Annotated in this window: 1 protein-coding gene and 1 pseudogene; one reads left to right on the forward strand and one right to left on the reverse strand. The window is 69.0% G+C overall.

Translation table 11 applies throughout. From position 1 onward, the window contains the following. Nucleotides 1-82 precede the first annotated feature (82 nt). Nucleotides 83-622, reverse strand: a pseudogene (locus ACNFOC_RS54395) (hypothetical protein); the annotation flags it as partial. A gap of 79 nt (nt 623-701) precedes the next feature. Here ACNFOC_RS54395 and ACNFOC_RS54400 point away from each other — a divergent pair. Further along, the coding region (locus tag ACNFOC_RS54400) for a 5'-methylthioadenosine/S-adenosylhomocysteine nucleosidase (protein WP_416966315.1) at nt 702-1,425 on the forward strand (724 nt) is incomplete at its 3' end.

The following is a 1,425-nucleotide window of genomic DNA, read 5'->3' on the forward strand; positions in this document are numbered from 1 at the left end:
GGGTCGAGCACCGTCCCAACCATGGCGGCCCGGTCGTCCCGTACGTCTCGTTCGAGCACAACGGCCTAGGCGGGCGGGGCGAGTTGAGGGGCCTCGCGTAACTGAGGACCTGATGTCCGAGGCCGACGACGATGAGTGCCTCGGCGACGGACAGGGCGAGCAGTCCGGGTGACGTCTGACCTGCGGCCCAGTAGACGACGAGACCGGCGAACGGGACGACGCAGAACGCCAGCAGGTCGATCACACACTGGATGACCTTGCGGGAACGGCGCCTGGTGTCGGAACGGTGGGTGGTCTCCCAGGCGAACACCGCCTGGCCGTCGGCGAGTTCGGTGAGTTCGGTGAGCCGGGGCCCCAGCTCGTCCCGTACGTACGTCCCGATCGCGGAGATCTTCTCGTCGTTCACGAGGTAGGTCCAGCCGAGCACGACACACACCGGCGGCAGCGCGAGCAGCATCTCGGACTGCTTGGCCTGGGCCGCGGCGGCGATGACTGCGGCGACGACGGTGAGGGTGACGTAGAGGAGGTTGTCGCGGAAGCCGATACGGGTCTTCTGCTCGTCCTTGACGGTCTGGTATTCGGCGAGGAGCAACTGGCCCACGGTGACGTCACGTTCCGGCATTGCCCTGGCCTCTCCCCCGAGTGGTGCCAACACAGCATCTGCGCAGGCGACTTGGAAGTACCTTAAGGGAGTGTCTGAGATGCCTGAGTTGCAACCCACTGTCGCAGTGCTGACCGCACTGCCGCTGGAGTACAAGGCCGTGCAGGCCCATCTCACGGACGTACGGAAGCGGGAGCATCCGCGAGGCACCCGGGCCGCGGTCGGCCAACTCCCCGGAACGCCCTGGGCCGTCGCCCTGGTCGAGATGGGCGAGGGAAACCTGACGGCCGCCGCGCTCACCGAGCGCGTGATGACGTGGCTGGAGCCGCAGGCGGTGCTGTTCGTGGGGGTCGCCGGGGGCCTGAAGAGCGACATCGGGCTGGGCGATGTCGTGATCGCGACGAAGGTGTACGGCATCCACGGCGGCAAGGAGACACCGGAGGGGTTTCTCGTACGGCCAGAGGCATGGCTCGCGTCCCACCGGCTGACCTCAGCCGCCCGGGAGGCGTTGCGGGACGACCTCCATGCCCACCTGAAGCCGATCGCCGCGGGTGACGTCGTCCTGGCGGCACCCCAGTCCGCGCTCGCGGAACACCTGCGGACGCACTACAACGACGCGGCGGCCATCGAGATGGAGGGTTCGGGGGTCGTGAGCGCCGTGCACCTAGCCGGCGGGGACGCGCTGGTGATCCGGGGAATCAGCGACCGGGCCGACGCGGACAAGTCCCGTACGGACGAGGAGGGTTGGCAGCCCCGGGCCGCCGAGAACGCGGCTGCCGCAGCGGTGGCGGTGCTGCGGGAACTGCGGCCGTTCCGGGGTGGGC

The sequence above is a fragment of the Streptomyces colwelliae genome (genome assembly GCF_048158785.1).
GTDB lineage: Bacteria > Actinomycetota > Actinomycetes > Streptomycetales > Streptomycetaceae > Streptomyces.